Annotated in this window: 14 protein-coding genes; 4 read left to right on the top strand and 10 right to left on the bottom strand. The window is 46.4% G+C overall.

The genetic code is table 11. The features are described 5' to 3' along the window. Positions 1-752: 752 nt before the first annotated feature. Positions 753-1,709: a histone deacetylase family protein gene (locus ACJJI5_RS11920; RefSeq protein ID WP_445354112.1), complete on the top strand. Its 957-nt coding sequence runs from the start codon at positions 753-755 to the stop codon at positions 1,707-1,709. 128 nt (positions 1,710-1,837) lie between these two features. Here the strand turns inward: ACJJI5_RS11920 and ACJJI5_RS11915 are convergent, their stop codons facing one another. From ACJJI5_RS11915 to ACJJI5_RS11885, 7 genes are all read right to left on the bottom strand, one after another. After that, positions 1,838-2,719 carry a DMT family transporter gene (locus tag ACJJI5_RS11915; protein WP_444927953.1) on the bottom strand — a complete coding sequence of 294 codons (882 nt, stop codon included), beginning with the start codon at positions 2,717-2,719 and terminating at the stop codon, positions 1,838-1,840. A 524-nt stretch (positions 2,720-3,243) separates the two neighbouring features. Beyond that, positions 3,244-4,548, bottom strand: coding sequence for a condensation domain-containing protein (locus ACJJI5_RS11910; protein WP_445354111.1), 1,305 nt, complete (start codon positions 4,546-4,548; stop codon positions 3,244-3,246). A gap of 1,337 nt (positions 4,549-5,885) precedes the next feature. After that, complete coding sequence (locus ACJJI5_RS11905; protein WP_445354110.1) at positions 5,886-7,190, bottom strand: hypothetical protein; 1,305 nt, start codon at positions 7,188-7,190, stop codon at positions 5,886-5,888. A gap of 252 nt (positions 7,191-7,442) precedes the next feature. Further along, positions 7,443-8,273, bottom strand: coding sequence for an IQM protein middle domain-containing protein (locus ACJJI5_RS11900; RefSeq protein ID WP_445354109.1), 831 nt, complete (start codon positions 8,271-8,273; stop codon positions 7,443-7,445). Between the two features lie 273 nt (positions 8,274-8,546). Continuing rightward, complete coding sequence (locus ACJJI5_RS11895; RefSeq protein ID WP_445354108.1) at positions 8,547-9,401, bottom strand: alpha/beta hydrolase family protein; 855 nt, start codon at positions 9,399-9,401, stop codon at positions 8,547-8,549. Next, positions 9,394-10,329, bottom strand: coding sequence for an alpha/beta fold hydrolase (locus ACJJI5_RS11890; protein ID WP_445354107.1), 936 nt, complete (start codon positions 10,327-10,329; stop codon positions 9,394-9,396). Before ACJJI5_RS11890 ends, ACJJI5_RS11895 begins: the two co-directional genes overlap by 8 nt. 127 nt (positions 10,330-10,456) lie before the next feature. Next, positions 10,457-11,317: a LysR substrate-binding domain-containing protein gene (locus ACJJI5_RS11885; RefSeq protein ID WP_445354106.1), complete on the bottom strand. Its 861-nt coding sequence runs from the start codon at positions 11,315-11,317 to the stop codon at positions 10,457-10,459. Positions 11,318-11,547: 230 nt separating this feature from the next. Here ACJJI5_RS11885 and ACJJI5_RS11880 point away from each other — a divergent pair, with 230 nt between their 5' ends. Beyond that, positions 11,548-12,723 (top strand): thiolase family protein, encoded by a 1,176-nt coding sequence (locus ACJJI5_RS11880; protein ID WP_444908172.1) that lies wholly within the window; start codon positions 11,548-11,550, stop codon positions 12,721-12,723. Positions 12,724-12,734: 11 nt separating this feature from the next. Beyond that, positions 12,735-13,172, top strand: coding sequence for a cupin domain-containing protein (locus tag ACJJI5_RS11875; RefSeq protein ID WP_444927959.1), 438 nt, complete (start codon positions 12,735-12,737; stop codon positions 13,170-13,172). A 39-nt stretch (positions 13,173-13,211) separates the two neighbouring features. On the opposite strand, the gene ACJJI5_RS11870 is transcribed toward ACJJI5_RS11875, so the two are convergent. From ACJJI5_RS11870 to cadR, 3 genes are all read right to left on the bottom strand, one after another. After that, positions 13,212-13,616 (bottom strand): acyl-CoA thioesterase, encoded by a 405-nt coding sequence (locus ACJJI5_RS11870; RefSeq protein WP_445354105.1) that lies wholly within the window; start codon positions 13,614-13,616, stop codon positions 13,212-13,214. Positions 13,617-13,720: 104 nt separating this feature from the next. Beyond that, entirely contained in the window at positions 13,721-14,557 is an 837-nt protein-coding gene (locus tag ACJJI5_RS11865) for a metallophosphoesterase (RefSeq protein ID WP_445354104.1), read from the bottom strand. A gap of 21 nt (positions 14,558-14,578) precedes the next feature. Then, on the bottom strand, positions 14,579-15,013 hold the full coding sequence (gene cadR / locus ACJJI5_RS11860) for a Cd(II)/Pb(II)-responsive transcriptional regulator (protein WP_444897465.1): 435 nt from the start codon (positions 15,011-15,013) through the stop codon (positions 14,579-14,581). A 77-nt stretch (positions 15,014-15,090) separates the two neighbouring features. On the opposite strand from cadR, the gene ACJJI5_RS11855 reads away from it, so the two are divergent. Beyond that, the gene (locus tag ACJJI5_RS11855) at positions 15,091-17,277 is read left to right on the top strand and encodes a heavy metal translocating P-type ATPase (protein ID WP_445354103.1); all 2,187 of its coding nucleotides are present in this window, start codon (positions 15,091-15,093) and stop codon (positions 17,275-17,277) included.

Genomic DNA, 17,277 nt, shown 5'->3' with positions numbered 1-17,277 from the left:
GTGCTATTCATCCATTTATCGATCGATGGCAAATCCTTGTCGAATATAAACTCAAAACTATTGTTCCTTCACACAATGACTACTGGATCGGCAGAATAATACGGCACCAGATCAGTGTAATTGCCTGAAACTACGTACCCAGATGCAAGTATGCTAACCTCCCACCTAAATAAAATAAGTCACTGAACTACAAAAACTGAACCGCTCTTTCTTCATTGAGTATTGAATTTAGAAGTCGCTAAGCAATAAGGAAATGGCTATTACTGTTCATGTCTGGAAGCAAAAGACCGGGGATGTCGGACATGCTTCCATCACTATTGATAACACCTATATCAGCTACTGGCCCTCTTCAGTATCAAGGAAAAAGGACTTTAAAATCGCGCGATCGCACAGCCCTCCTTTCCAAGTGGTTATCGAGTTGATAGACGCCTCGAGGGCGGTGATGCGGATCAGAATATTCTTATCGATGAGCTGAATGAAACAAAAATGATTGAAGCCTGGGAAAACTTCAAGGTCGAGCAGAAGCATTACAATATGAAGGATCAGAATTGCTCGACGGTCGTTGCCTGGCTACTTGAGACTGGCTCAGGATTCACATCACCCTGAAAAGGTGGAATCAAGATCAGTGACTGGGCAGCGAGCCCTATTTACCGTATTCTCTTCCAGTTACGCTTTTTTGGTAATCATATTGATATGTGGACGCCCAATGATGGGTTAGCTTATGCGCTACAAATTCGAAGCCAAATAACCTCATGAGCCTACCGCTATTCTACTCGCCAAATTACAACATCAGCTTGCCGCTGCTTTCCAGCTTGCACCCTTTTGATGGCTGTAAATATGAGAAAGCATTGGCACTGATTAATGCCGAGTCAGAAGCGAAAATTGAGTTAAAAGTTGTTTCAGAGCCTCTTAGTCAAGACTGGCTATTATCTGTACATACGCAGCCCTATTTAGATAGCTTGCATCAATCGAAAACACTGGCTCGCGTTATAGAGATGCCGCTACTGCGCTTGCTGCCCGCAGGCGTATTAAATAAATATTTCATGAAACCAATGCGCTTTGCAGCTGAAGGCACTTGCTTGGCGGTACAGGAAGCCTTGAGTAAGAAAGCCTCTACCTTAAATCTCGGTGGAGGCTATCACCACGCATTTGCTGGTCACGGTGAGGGGTTCTGTGCTTTCGCCGATGTAGCCATTGCTATTAATCGTGCCCGCAAACAGCACCTGCTCTCACCAGATGACAATATCTGGGTAATTGACCTTGATGCCCATAGAGGGAATGGGTTTGCTGACTGGGCCATGGAGGACCCCAATATACATATCTTTGATATGTACAATATGCAAGCCTACCCCGGCTTGCACCCCGATGAGCAGGAATCTCGCTGGCCATTTTTAGTCCCCCTAAAGCAAGGAACAGATACTGAAGGTTACCTCAGTCGGTTGGAGTCGGAATTTTCGGACTTCATTAAGCAGAGTCCGCTGCCTAAATTGGTTATCTACAATGCAGGCACAGATATTATTGCCCAGGACAAGCTGGGGGGGCTCCAGGTCAGTATCGATGGGGCCAGAAAAAGGGACCAATGGCTGGTTGACCAGATTCAATCGCTGGATGTGCCTATGGTCACCGTAACCAGTGGCGGCTACTCCGAAAACTCCTATCGTCTAATAGCTGACTTAGCGATTTACCAGGCAAAAAAGGTAACAAATTGAAGCTCTGGAGAGGCCTCTGTCATTGAGAAAAGTGGCCCAGTAAACAACCGCTCCCTAACCCACCAAATTTTTCCATAGATTTTTGAGTATTTAGGCACTTGATTGACGCTGGAGTATTGAGCACCAAGTTACTCTTTGAGCTCTTTCGCCCGCAACCAAGCCAACCCAAGACCAGCGGCAACCGTAATACCCATGCCTATCACACCACGGATACCGAATTCTGTGTCAAACATAAAACGATCAGCTAACACACCGACGAGGATCGCACTGTAAAACAGTGCCCCAACGAGGTAAGCAGGTGCAACACGATTAGCGATCGTGTAAGCAAGATTCTGTGGAACAAACAGCAGCGCTGGAATCGCGAGAATCCATAGCGACGATGTCTCTACCTTCGCCCCCTCCCAGAATACAATAGATAAGCTAAAGACCAACATCCCAACAGCGAAATAGAACATGATGCGCTCAGGTGGTTCCGTCCGGCCTGCGACACCGGTTGTGATACTACCCGCTGCACGCGCTACTCCCGCCAGCAACGCAAGGAGTGAATAGGGATTGAAAATGCCCTGAACACTGTGCTGGATCAAAATGAGGCATACTCCCAAGAATGCCAGTATCGCAAGAAAGATAGTGGCGATACTAACCCGGTGACCGAGGAATACTCGGGCCATCAACATGGCAAAGAATGGATTCGTGCTTTCCAGCACCAGCGCATCTGCGATGGGTATTCCCTTGACCGCCCAGTAAAAGGCAGCAAAATAGACAAAACCTGATATGGAGCGAAGGACAAGGATCTGAGGATTCACCGGCCTTATCCCCGCCACCCCTTGTCGCATCAGAAGAAACATACCCGACAATGGAGCAAGTAATATGACCTGTGCAGCCAATAGCAGAAATGGGCTAAGGCCTGCACCAGAACCCAGCTTTCCGGCAATACCAAGACACCCCATCAGCACTCCGCCGAGAAGAGCTAACCCAACACCCAGGGAATGATTTTGATAAGTAGATGGCAAACTGTCACTACCTTTGGCAATTAGAGGTCAAACCTGCCTGAGAGGTAATAATGATGCCTTCATTTATGTATCGGGCGGGTCATTACAGAGCAGGACTCTATGTAACATTAGCCCCCCGATTGATTCATTTCCTATTGGGCAAGCCAAAGAGTTTGGCGCAGTAATTACTTGCCTGCCGGCGTCAGTTTCCCTGTAACAAAAAATATGAACTTCATAATATGAAATCTGAGCTTTGACCACTTTAAGATCAAGAGTATTAATCCTGTCCCCAGTTCTGCCTCAACAGATATACAGCATAAGCGATTGTCGGCACTACCTTTCTGCCAGACGTAACCCCACATAATATCTAGTTACTTCTCCTTGCGGTTTATATCAAACCCTTTGGGCGTCATCGCACAAGGGTAGTTGGCAGCCCTAAATTACTTCAAATTGGTGGTGGAGCGTAAGAATCTATAGGCGCTCGCTTGAATATGACGATTGTACCCACACCCTGTTTACTAAAATCGAGTTATGCCCTACGATCGCTAACTTGCATAAAGATCACTGCTCTCGGAAAACTCTCTTAGTGTCTTCATATATTTTTCTACATACTTTAAAGCACTTTCTTTGCTAACTAGCGGTTCACAATGCCCGAAAACAAACACCCCTTCTCCATCTATTGTACAAGTCACTAGCATTATTGGGTGTTCTCCATGTGTTTGAACAGTCATAGCCACACCAAAGTCAAAGAACATTAAGGAGCCTGTATACTCACTGATATCCCCTACATTGGATACACAAATCCCAGAGGGGAAATAGTCTTTCTCAGCACTAGAATTTTTAGCCAAATGTTTGATCTCATCAAGGCTGTAATCAGGCACAAGTGGAGGTTTAAAAAAATGCCCATTTCGCAATTGCAAATAAACTTTTCTTTGAATTAAACGTGCGAGGTTTAATAAGTCGAGACTATTTTCATCTGATGATAAGGATATGGTTAATACAGCTGTACATTCCCCTATAACATCTCGATCTATCTGGCGTTTACACAAATATTGTGCATTTATAGGTAACGTTAACTCTGTTGTTGAGCGAAAACTTGGTAATGACTGGGCAGCAATAACAGCAATGGCATTATAAATAGAGGTAACCTGAACATTCTCACGCTTTGAAATTAAATGTAAATAGGAACATAATTTTTTAGGGAGGACACGGTACATAGAACATCCCATTCTAAGGGAGGCGTTTGCTGCCTGCTCTACTGGCCACTTTGGAGAAACGTCATTTCCGCCACCAACTGCCGATTGTCTTTTTTTAAGGTGTTTTATGGAACTAACATACTCCACCACCGATTTTTGCATGATCGAAGCAGAGGGTTTACTTCCTGAACCCCCTCTCAAGAACCGATCCAAATCTCTAACCAAGATTAATAAGGAGCGTCCATCCATGGCAGCATGGCTTACCATAAAAGCAATCCACTTTACTTCTTCCTGCTCATTCATATAAACCGTGAAACGATACACATATTTATCCAGCTCAAGAACTTTACTTCCTAAGCGCCTGAACTCTTCCTGATAATTTAAAGGCATTGCATCATGCTTTATTTCAAAAGGAATAGTTTCAAACCCCACATCACAGAACCAATAGGCATGAACATTTTTTTCTATACGAGAGCGGAGCATTGGGTGCAGGTTATGGAGGTATTCCATTCCCTTTAGTAATTCTTCGATACCGAGAGAATTACATACCCTGAAGAAGACTGCTAGTTGAACTGCGCCATTTGACTTTTCAGTCAACTCTACAGAGAGTGCTTCCTGAGCTCCAAGCTCACGAAAAGGTTTTGTATTTTTCATTGCAGGCTCTTCCCAGTCGGGAGATCACTGTCAATAGTATAGAACGAGAAAGCGCTATACCCTTGAAACATTTATAACAATCGATTCTAGATAACCACGAGACTCACACAAACCTTATAGATCTCGGCGCCATAGGTAATGAGTTCTCTTTCCACCTACTTATTGATGATATCTTTCAGGACCTTCATGAACTTTCACTTACTGTCAACGCCGCTCAATATTCTCCGCCTAACAAATACAAACAAATGATAAGCAACAACTACAAATCCGACCTTGCACCCCATCTGAATTGAGTTGATTGCCTTTTCATTCTCTGAATCAAAAAACAGTGAATACACATGTGCAATAACATTTGTTAAATCAATCAACACAACCATTAAGAATATGACCAACCAATAACAAAACAATAAGAGCCTATTAAGGTTCATAAATATCAATCCATTTCCTCAGCGACTGTTAACTATCACCCCAACCTCTAGTTACTTCTCCTTGCAGCGTTTATCGAACCTAATGGGTTCCATCACACAACTAGGTTTTTTAATTTTTTACCATACCTTTGCCCTGACTTGAAGGGAAACATCCCTCGATACCGGTAACAATAATATAACTAGCTCTCATCTCTAGTCTTTTGGTGTCCTGGATTTATCATTTAGGATAAACCACTCCCTTTAGTCAAATATTGTATTCACCAGGAAGCAACTAGCCTTAAACTCCCGTTAGACTCTCTATGTACTTTCAACTCACGCTTGAACGCCCCCAAAACCATGACCCACATGCCACCCAATATTCTTCATCGCGCCCCTGCAAATAAAATACATCTTGAATATCGGACACCTTCCAAATCAACTTACTCTTGATTAGGTTGTTATTTTCTATACTTAAAATTTCTACGTTATTTGATTTTGCCCATAACTCAATCTTTTTTCTAAAGTAATTATATCGCACTATTAACAGAGTATATGGAAGCCCTCCAAAGCAACCTACTACCACCATCAGTATTCCATGGTACAGATACAATCCAACTAGATTAAAAAAAGTCGCACAATTCGTAGCGAAAGCGTCACAAATATTGACACATTAGGACCAGCAGGATCAAATACTGTGCAAGCACATGCCCCCTATATAGATATCGCTTACTACCGCAACACCCGGTCCACTACCACCACTGCTAACATCTTCATTCAACATTCAGGCCTCCTGAATTATTTTGAAAACTGATGCTTCCAGACTAATGAAGAGGATAGCTTAAGCAGTAAAACACAAGTGTTGACCTATTCTGATCTCAATATAGATATTGTGGGTAGATCTTGTAATCTCACAGTATCCCTCGCAGATCACTAACTTATATGTAAATCATTGCTCTCGGAAAAGTCTCTTAGTGTCTTCATATATTTTTCTACATACTTTAGAGCACTTTCTTTGCTAACTAGCGGTTCGCAATATCCAAAAACGAACACGCCTTCTCCATCTATTGTACAAGTCACTAGCATGATCGGGTGTTCTCCATGTGTTTGTACCGTCATAACTACACCAAAGTCAAAGAACTCCAAAGGGCCCGTATACTCACCTATATCCCCTACATTGGATACGCAAATCCCAGAGGGAAAGTAACCTTTAGCAGTACTAGAATCTTTAGCCAAATGTTTAATATCAACAAGGCTGTAATCGGGCACAATTGGAGGTTTAAAAAAATTCCCTCGCCTCACCTGCAAATAGAATTTTCTTTGAATTAAACGTGCGAGGCTCAATAAGTCAAGACTAGTTTCATTTGATGATAAGGATATAGTTAACGCAATTGTACATTCCCCAATAACATCCCGTTCTATCTGGTGCTTACACAAACATTGTGCATTTATAGGCAACATTAACTCTGCTGTTGAGCGGAAACCTGGTAATGACTGGGCGGCTATAATCGCAATGGCATTATAGATAGAGGTGACCTGCACATTCTCATGTTTTGAAAGTAAATACAAAAGAGAAAATAATTTTTTGGGTAGGACCCGGTACATAGAACATCCCCTTCGAAGGGAAGCATTTACTGCCTGCTCTACAGGCCACTTTGGAGGAATATCATTTCCGTCACCAACTGCCAACTGTCTTTTATTAAGGTGTTTTATGGAACTAACATAATCCACCACCGATTTTTTCATGATCGAAGCAGAGGATTCATCTTCAGCCCCGCCTCTCAAGTACCGATCCAAATCTCTAACTAGGAGTAATAAGGAGCGTCCATCCATGGCAGCATGGCTTACCATAAAAGCAATCCACTTTACTTCTTCATACTCATTCACATAAACCGTGAAACGATAAGCATATTTATCCAGCTCAAGAACTTTACTTCCTAATCGCTTAAACTCTTCCTGATAATTTAAAGGCAATGCATCATGCTCTATTTCAAAAGGAATAGCTTTAAAAGCTACATCACAGAGCCAATAAGCATGATGATTTTTTTCTACACGAGAACGGAGCATTGGGTGCAGATTATGGAGATATTCCATTCCCTTTAGTAACTCCTCAACACCCAGAGACCTACAGGTCCTGAAGAAGACGGCTAGTTGAACTGCACCGTTAGACTTTTCGGTCAACTCTACAAAGAGTGCTTCCTGAGCCCCAAGCTTCCGAAAAGGTTTTACTTTATTCATTGCAGGCTCTTCCCAGTGGGGAGATCACTGCCGACAGTATAGAATGAGAAAGCGCTATTGCCACATAACATCTATAAAAATCGATTCAAGATAACCACGAGGCATGCACAAAAGAAATCATAGCCGTAAACGCCAAAAACAAGGCTCACATAGCTTAAGAAACTTGCAAATCGCCTAGAAAACCCACATCGCCGCACTCCAGATATACTCGAATATAGTTAGACAAAAATAAAACTATACGCTAAACAACCTTCACCGCCATCTACATTCAGTCGAAGTACTGAAGCCTATATCCGTATATCCTAGCAACAATAACTGAGCACGAAGTTGATCAATGGCAACTGGAGTGGGCCGATAATGGCCAGAACAGGTGTTAACGAAAACTATCTTTCCACCCTCCGCTACGATCTCACCCGCTGCTGCAACACTATCTCCTGCCAGAAACGTCGAATGAGCAAAGACTGGCTTTGGATAAAAATAACTTGAATATATATTCCCATTCTTATCCATAACATAGATAGCGGCTCTACCATTATAATCTTCTGCCTGTTGTGCGCGCCTAGTATCAAAAAGCTCACCAGTAGAGTCATAAATCTTCCCGTCCATCACCGATAGTTTCGTCCCCTCTCGCTGGGCATCTGTGTAATAAATAACATATGCAGGACACATATATTTAAATTTTTTAAGACACCTTACATCTTCACCCTTGTATTTTGAATGAAGTTCAAAAAGCCTGTAGTTTTTTATTTTTGAATTACCATGTACCGCAACACTAGAGCTACTTTCATTAGCCCTATTCGTATCGTTCATAGTAAGAATCCACTGGGAGATTCCTTCTGGTGCACATCTGCCCGCATTAACCCCATGGTAATTACATGTATTTTCACCTGACCACCAGTCAGTTGGTCTAGGCAATACACTATTGGAAAGACCTACTTCCATTAAGTATTCTGATGTTTCATTTACTTTACTGCTCTCAACTATAAATGACCTATCACGGTAAGTCATACCGCTTGAGGGCTGACCACAATGGAGCGCAGTCAAAAGCAAGGCAATAACTTTCTTTAGATTCTTGACGACCATTAACGGTAACTCTTTCGTAACTGTAAAGGACAGGAGAATACAGTGGGCTCAAAATGCGCTGTGAATAGGTGATTATAAGCTTTCAGCCAGCATCTAAGCCTATATTATCCCGCACGCACTGTATTTTTCTTCGCAAATTTAGGTTATTCAGTCATCAAAACCCACTCTAAGAAGAACACCCAAGACTAACCAGCAGGACCTGATATAGAAGAGTAAATAGCATGACGAGTGGGACGACTTCTAAATCAAAATAGAAATGGTCCCCTTAGATGCTCAAGCCGCAGCATTCAACCAACCTAAAGTGTCCCTCCACAAACTATCTTCGTAGCGCGCCTTGAAGAAACCAAAATGACCTATTGGCTTTGTATCCACGGCTTTAGCATTCACAATCTGTATTTTGGTATTTGCATTACAATAGAACGCCTTGAGAGCCTTCACAGCCTGCAGTGGAGCAAAATCTATATCATCATCTATGTATAGAAACTTCATATTGCACTCTAGACGGGAGAAGCCATCTCGTATGGGGCTACCTCTCTGGTCAACAATATAATCTTTATGGCGCCCCCAGTAGGCCCACTGCCGGGCAACACCTGCGGGTAAACTTTCACCTCCGAGGAAAAGGCCTGGAACCTGCCCCAAAATATTTGATAAGAGCGGTATCATAGCGAACCAAGCAAACAATATTTTGGGCCTCTGACGCAATCCCCAGTGACCCCAATACCCGCTTTGGGAGGATACACAGTAGACACTAGCAAGTTGGGTATTGTTATCTGCGAAGCCAATAATTTGGCCCCCTACACTATGCCCCACACAATGCCAGGTTAGCGTTTTGTATTGGCTAGTAGACCAATCGATAACAGTGGCCAAATCGTACTCTCCCCACGCGCTCATAGATAGTCGGGAGTCTCGTTGATTGGCAACCGCAGACTTACCTATACCTCGATAGTCATAGGTCACTACCAAGTAGCCATTCTTAGCCAGGAATTTTGCAAATTCAGCATAATAGCCCTGCTTGACCGCAGTAGCCGAATTTATGATTACCCCCGCTTTAGGCAGACCTTTTGGTGAAAATAGCGTTGCCCCGAGAGATAGGCCATCCTGAGTTACTATTCGACATTCTTCAATCATTACTTGAGACCTCCATGTCTTGGTCTAATACAAAATTTATGAGAGGGCCCAGCACCACATCCGGAGCCTCCAGCTCAGGGAAATGTCCAGCTTCTGCTATGCGTAGTAGAGAGGCCTCCGGGATCATATTCAAACTTGAATGCTTACAAGTACATCTATGAGAAAGGTCCCGCTCCCCCCAAAGAAATAAGGCTCTCACTGTTAAGGGTTTGGAGAAAAGAGTACCCTGCAAAGGAGATTCGCCGACTAATAATCGTTGAAAAGCTGACGCCAGATTAAAAGTTGCTCCATGTTGGTAGGCTTGTTGGGCCAATTCATTAAACGGTGTGATCAGCTCACTCCTCCCTAGCGCAGCTTCAAACCAGGCAAGTGTTCGCTTACGTTTCAGAGCTTTTAGCAACAGCTGACTTAAAATTGGCTTGCTCAGCAATCCTCGTGGATCTCTCCCCTCCTTCCATCTCAACATTTCTCCCCAGCTCGGTACTTGAGATAGCACTATGTGGTCAAGCAAATCTGGGCGCTTGTACGCAAGTGCAATTGCTCCAAAGCCGAGTACGCATGGAGCAACAAGCGTCACACATCCAAGGGCAAGGTTTTGTAAAAACACCTCGGTAAGGCTAACCAAAGATGCAAAGTTATAATCAAGACTCGTTGAAGGAATGGAAAAACCAAAGCCAGGTGGTTCAAATATTACAACGGTGAAATCACTTGGAACTTGGCTTACAAGATAGTCATAATGCTCAATAACAACTGGCGGATCTGCTTCAAAAACAATTACACGGCTGCCTCGCCCTATCTTTCGAAAGCGAATCACACAAGAGCCCAAATCCATAAACTGAATACCATCTCTTGAGTGAGCTGCGTACCCTTTAAGGGTTTGACTTTTAAGCAAACTCGGCACAAAGCCATCTATAACTGCCGATATCATACTCTGGCCACCTGATTACTTTAGATACTCAATCAGATAATCCTAGGGAAGTGACAACACTGCGACAAATGGGTTTTTCCTTAGGCTCAGGCAAGAAAATCTTGTCTGGGAAAATAAAGCTAGGTGATTAACCTTCTAGGGAATGGACAACTTCTATAAACCAGCGAACAAATCCTTCAATAATTTCGTTACCCTCCAATGACTTGCTAAAGGCAAGATACAAAGGAGCCAGCTCACTGAATTTTTCAGGGTAGAGTAGTTCAAGCTCTCCAGATCTGACTTTAGGCGTTAGTGCGGGAAAGTATCCCATTGCGACTCCCAACCCTTGCTCGGCCATCTCGAGTACGGGTTGTAAGCCATCACAAGTCAGCCTCTCATTGAATTCAACTGATAAGCCCCAATCTGCCGACCATCTTTGCCAACCCAGCTTATCTGTAGACAATTGGATCTGATTTGCTCGATCGTTCTTCAAGTAACCCGGCGCGCAAACCGGTGAAATTCGCACCCTTGAGATCTCCCGGTAACACAAATCATCATTCGACTCCTTGTCATAACGTATAGCAACCTGCAGCTCGCCAGGGTCTATGCTAGCGCGGGCGATTTGAGACTCGATACTAATACACACTGTGGGGTATAGCGCTTTAAAGGATTTGATATTTGGGGCGAGTACTGTATTGGTCAGAAATGGAATACTGTGGATGGTAAGTGTTTTATTTTGATCCCGCGCAAGTAAATCCAAAGTTGCCCGTCGAATCACTTCCAGTGCCTTGGCAATTTTCAGATGGTATTCCCTACCAACACCCGTAAGTTCAATAGTTCGATTGAAACGAATAAATAGCTTGGTTTGCAACTCCGCCTCCAGCGTTCGTATCTGGTGCCCAACAGCGGAAGGTGTTACATGAAGCTCTTGTGCAGCGTCCTTGAAGCTTAAGTGCCGAGCAGCCGCATCAAAGGTTACCAGCAAGTTAGTCGAGGGAAGTTTCCGCATGAAGAATACTGTGATGCCATACCATTATTTTGTGAATGGCAGATTATCATGGGTACTACAGGCTCCCTCAACGTGTTAGCTGCCAAAATTGAGGAGAATCTAGCCCAAAACAACCCCTCCCCTTGGAGCGGTTACGCTTGAAAGCAGCTCCAAACTCACCTCCCTCCTGCAAGCCCCTCTATCTGATCTAATGTAAACACATCCCCTCCCCGATCGTGTGAGCTACACCCATGAGAGATGTCGCCGTTGTTGCCTATTGCCGAACTGCCATCGCCAAAGCCAGGCGGGGTGCGCTGAATGAAACTCACGGTATTTCTATGGCTGCCCATGTCCTGAGGGAGGTGGTTTATAAGGCGGGTTTAACGCCACAGGAAGTGGAAGACGTTGTGTTGGGGTGCGGCTTACCCGAGGGGGCTACTGGGCACAATGTCGCGCGCAACGCGGCACTATTTGCCGGCTTTGGGTCTCAAGTGCCGGGTTTTACTATAAATCGCTACTGCGGCTCTGGCCTCAATGCGGCTTCTATTGTGGCCAACCGTATTGCCGCAGGCGAAATGCAAATTGGGGTGGCCGGTGGCGTCGAGAGTATCAGCCTGGTGCAGTTCAACTTGAACCTGAACCATTTTGTCTATGAGCCCTTACAAAAGAAAGTGCCGGCAGTTTGGTGGACCATGATCCAAACGGCCGACTATGTCGCCGATCAATACAACATCAGTCGTGAAGATCAGGATCGCTATGTGGTTGAATCACAAAAGCGTGTTGCCGAAGCTCAAAAGGCCGGAAAGTTTGCCGAGGAAATCACGCCGTTTGATACGGTAATGGCAGTGAAAGATAAGGAGAGTGGCGAAACCAATCGCCTGAAAGTCACCTTGTCAGAAGATGAAGGCCCCCGCCCCGGCACAACCATGGAAGCCCTGTCTGCGCTGGAGCCCGTAAACACAGGGGGGACGATAACTCCCGGTAATGCGTCCCAATTATCCGATGGGGCCGCAGCGGTCGTCATGATGGATGCTGAACTGGCAGCGCAAAGAAACCTGCCTATTCTGGGGCTGTTTCGCGGTATGCAGCTGGGAGCGGTAGCGCCAAAAGAGATGAGTATTGCGGTAGCGCCAGCGGTCAGTCGCCTTATGAAGCGCCACCAACTCACCCAGGATATGATTGACCTTTGGGAGCTACATGAGGCTTTTGCCGTAACCACCCTATACAACCAGGCTGAACTCAAAACCCCTTGGGACATTACCAACGTTAATGGCGGAGCTATTGCGCTCGGCCACCCCTACGGTATGTCGGGCATCCGCTACCTGGGTTCAACCCTGTTAGAGCTGGGCCGGCGCGACGCCCATCGGGCAATTATTGGTGTCTGCACTGCCGGCGGTATGGCGACGGCTGCTTACTTAGAGCGATAAGGAATCAGCCCATGAACACCTGGAAGCCTATGGCTGCCCTAGTATTATTGCTAATGCTCCCCTTGGTGGGTTATCTACAGGAAAATATGCAGGGGGTAAAATTTGACACACTGGTAGAATCGACCAAGGATTGGGCCGGAGATACCCTACCCCAATATCCAGAGGGGCAGCCAGAGCTCTCTGTGGTGCGTGTGACAATCGAGCCAGGCGCACGGCTACCAGTGCACAAACACCCCGTACCTAATAGCGTCTATGTTGCCGAAGGCACTTTAAGAGTTACCCTCGTTGACCAGGATAAAAGCCTAACTTTGGATGAGGGGAAAGCCTACGTTGAAGTCACCGATATGTGGCATTTTGGGCGCAATGAAGGCGACAAGCCGGCGACACTTATCATTTTTTACGCTGGTGCTAAGGGAATTCCGACAACGGTCTTTCAAAAAGATAATTAGGAAGCACCCTACTCTAATAACTTGCCAATGAATTGGCAGCTAACTGACGCGCAGCAGGGCCTCTCTAAGATAGCCAGGTAATGGGGTCTTTAGCTTTTCAGGGGATGACAGGGTGACATAGGTAATATTGGCGGTGAACGCTAGTATCCCATTATCCAAAAAGCCTTTCGTTTGAAACGTAAAAGAGTGATTACCAATATCCACAACAGAAACATGGATACTTAATTCTTGATCCCAGGTTACAGGGGATAGAAATTCCAGGTTAAAAGCTCTTACAGGTGTAAGAAAACCCAGTTGTTTCATTCTGGCGATAGCAGGCCCTTCAAGCAGAACAGCCATTGCATCATGGGTTGCCTCAAGTGCAAACGATGAGAACCTTGGGGTGTATACGATTCCCTCGGGATCACAATCCCCGAACAGTACTTTTCGTTTGACTGTTATCATCGTATCAACCCGTTATTTCTTATCTGGGCTGGAATTATATGTGAAGGTCCCCGCTCCATTCCTACCAAACCACCTACCCAAATCCATCATTGAGAGATCAAACCTCAAGGACCAAATATGGATAATACAGTTACTTCTGGTGGCACCAGGAAACGTACTGGCAAAATACTGGTCCCTACCCCAGGGCTTACATAGAGGTGTTTATCACCTTCAACAATATGCCCAATAGCAAAACGCTGCCCGTAACTTGAAGGTACTATGGGCCGCCCAATAAACGGCAAGTAGACCTGGCCCCCGTGAGTATGCCCGGCGATAGTTAATGACAGCTCCGCAGGCAGTTCGGGGAAAATATCCGGATTATGAGTGAAGGCCAATATCGTCTCACCTTCATCTATCCCCTGCATTGCTTTTTTAACATCGTGAGGCCCCTCCCAAAAATCACTGATTCCCACTAGTCGTAATTTACATTCGCTACTAACCAGACTTACTGACTTATCCTCAAGCACTGAAATTCCCTGGCTTTCAAGGGATTGCTCAACCCGCGCTGCATCAAGCCACCAATCATGATTTCCCAATACGGCAAACACCCCCATCGGGGCCTTGAGTTCTTTAAGAATTCCCGCTGCATCCTCCGGCCGAACGAATTTACCTCCAACAACCCCTTGAATAACAAAGTCACCGGGTAGGAGAATAAGGTCGGGTTGGCTTTTATTAACAGCCTCAACCAGGTTTTGTAAGCTCTTCCGCCCCTTGTAAGGGGAACCTACATGCAGGTCAGCAAGTATCGCGACCCTTAGCCCGTTACATTCCTTTGGCCAGGCATCTACGACAATATCATCTTCATTAATTCGGAAACTTGCAGGCTCAACGATAAATGCCCATACGGCCAACAACAAACCAATACAAAATAATACGATAAAAGTTATACGCCACTTACTCAAAACAAGGCCCAAAATTTACGACTAACACTCATTATTATTTGCCGGATGGCCATGACAGCTACAATCTGTCAGCTCCCGCATAATGTCACAGGCATTAATTGCCTGGCCACCCTCACATCGATTGCGTAAATCTACCAAGCTTTTTCGCAACTGCTTGAGCGATTCCAGTTGTTTTTCGACTCTTTGAATTTGATCATCAACCACGCTATCAATATCAGTGCAGCTTTGCGATGGAGCCTCTTTTAATCTCAACAGGTTGCGAATATCCTCGAGGGGGATATCCAGAGAACGACAGTGGCGAATAAAACGCAGTTGTTCCAGGTGAGACTCTGAGTAGAGCCGGAAATTACCCTCTGAGCGAGCGGGCTCTGGCAGTAGCCCTGCCTGCTCGTAGTAACGAACCGTTTCCACTTTGCAGCCCACCCTCCTGGCTGCTTCACCAATCTTGTAAGCCATGCCACTCCCTCTTGACTCTATAGTTACTAGAGGGATTGTAATACTGGCTCACTGACTGATCTATCCGAGAGTGAATAATGGTCAAGCGCGATTCCAGCTGTGGCTGCAGCGGGGCAACCCAAGCCGCAACCATGACACCGATTCAAAACAGCAATAACAACAGCGACAAAGGTGACCTGTCCCTGTTCTCCATCAGCAAGATGGACTGCCCCACTGAAGAGGGGCTAATACGTGCCAAGCTCTCCGGTATGCAGGGCATTTACCAGCTGGACTTTAATCTGGTGCAGCGAATCCTGCAGGTGCGCCACGCGCCCGGTATGGAGAGCAAGATCCTCAATACCTTGACCCCCCTTGACCTGGACGCACGCCTGGCCACAGAAGATGACATCGATTCCGCGCCACCTACCACCCATGCAAACTGGTGGTTATTGGGCGCTGCCGGTTTGGCGGCGATTGCCTCCGAGGTCGTATTCTGGTTACAGGGGGGAAACAATTGGCTGGTAATGATACTGGCCCTGGCCGCTATCGCTGGCGGCGGACTCACGACCTACAAAAAGGGCTGGATTGCGCTCAGCAATCGCAACCTGAATATGAACGCGCTGATGTCTATCGCGGTCACCGGCGCCCTGCTTATCGGTCACTGGCCCGAAGCGGCAATGGTGATGGTGTTATTCACCCTGGCAGAATTAATAGAAGCCAAATCCCTGGATCGTGCCCGCAATGCGATTCGGGAGTTAATGGACCTGGCCCCGGAAACCGCCACTGTACAGGGGCCAGATGGCGAGTGGGTTTCCATGTCAGCCAAGACTGTTCCGGTTGGCACCACCATTCGGGTGCGCCCCGGCGAGCGCATCGCTCTTGATGGGGAGGTAATACGCGGCAATTCAGCAGTAAACCAGGCCCCAATTACCGGCGAGAGCCTTCCGGTAGACAAAGGCCCTGGAGATGAACTTTTCGCCGGCAGTATCAACGAATCCGGAGCACTCGAATACCAATCTACAGCAGCTGCCAACGATAACCTGCTCGCCCGAATTATTCATGCGGTGGAAGCCGCACAAGGTAGTCGCGCGCCAACCCAGCGCTTTGTCGACCAATTCGCCCGCTGGTATACGCCCCTGGTGTTTGCAGTGGCACTGGCTACTGCGGTAATACCGCCGCTGCTTTTTGCCGGCAGCTGGATGGAATGGATCTATCGCGCACTCGTGTTACTGGTAATCGCCTGCCCCTGCGCACTGGTGATTGCAACTCCTGTCACCATCGTAAGCGGCTTGGCATCGGCCACCCGCCACGGAATCCTTGTCAAAGGCGGGGCCTACCTTGAGCAGGGGCGCCACCTTCGCTGGTTGGCATTGGATAAAACTGGAACCATCACCCATGGCCTGCCAAACGTCACGGATTTTAAAGTGATAGCGCCAATGCCCGCGGAAGAGGTACAAACCCTGGCGGCGAGCCTAGCCGAACGCTCCGATCATCCGGTATCCAGGGCCGTACTAGAGTTTGCTCAGATTCCCCACGAACGTCTTCAAGAAGTAGGTACTTTTGAAGCCCTGGCCGGGCGCGGCGTCAGGGGCAGAATTCAGGGGGATCAGTGCTACCTGGGTAACCACCGGCTTATTGAAGAATTGGGCATTTGCTCCGCCGAGCTGGAGCGCCAATTGGGAACCCTTGAGGAAGAAGGGAAAACTGTTGTGATGCTGACCCGGGAAAACTCCGTACTGGCGATATTTGCTGTCGCCGATACCGTGAAGGAATCGAGCCAGCACGCCATTGAGAGCCTTCACAAGCTGGGCGTGAAAACACTGATGCTTTCCGGGGACAACCAGCACACTGCAGATGCGATTGCCAAACAAGTCGGCATCGATCGGGCTGAAGGCAACCTACTGCCGGAAGACAAGCTCAGAGAGGTGGAGGCTCTATCTGGAAAAGGCCAGGTTGGCATGGTTGGCGATGGCATTAACGATGCCCCCGCCTTGGCACGTGCTGATATAGGGTTTGCGATGGGAGCAACGGGAACCGACACAGCGATAGAAACCGCTGATGTGGCCCTGATGGACGACAATCTGGGCAAGATCGCCACCTTTATCCAACTATCTCGTTCAACGGCCCATATTCTTTGGCAGAACATTATCTTGGCGCTGGGTATTAAAGCGGTTTTTCTGGTGCTTGCTTTTGCCGGAGAGGCAACCATGTGGATGGCTGTTTTTGCCGATATGGGGACCAGTTTGTTAGTAGTCTTTAATGGGCTCCGAGTGATGAGAAAATAA

Source organism: Microbulbifer maximicatervae (SeqCode) (genome assembly GCF_052467955.1).
The sequence above is the reverse complement of the archived record's forward strand: the minus strand, read 5'-3'. Positions and strand labels throughout refer to the sequence as shown.